General features: G+C 46.4%; 1 pseudogene. It reads right to left on the reverse strand.

The features are described from left to right. Nucleotides 1-246: pseudogene (locus tag ACTHTA_RS11535) on the reverse strand (hypothetical protein); the annotation flags it as partial. Between the last annotated feature and the right edge of the window lie 6 nt (nt 247-252).

Here is a 252-nt window from a genome sequence, read left to right on the forward strand (position 1 = left end):
TTTGACGGCTGTTGCACGGCTGAATACCGAATCCAAAGCCATGAAAACCTGTTTGAGCAAAGTTTCGTTTTCTGGCGTTTCTTCAATATGGTCTGCCAGCTTCCAATCATCTTCTTCACGCCACAAAACCGAGCGGTCAATCGAAGCATTGCCCATATCCATCACCGTCTTCGCGGTCAGATAAGCAACACGGAGGTCGTCTGAAGACAGCTTCAAACCCTGTGTCTGTAAAAAATCCTGAATCAGTAAAAC

The sequence above is a fragment of the Neisseria sp. P0013.S005 genome (assembly GCF_051958425.1).
Lineage (GTDB): Bacteria > Pseudomonadota > Gammaproteobacteria > Burkholderiales > Neisseriaceae > Neisseria > Neisseria subflava.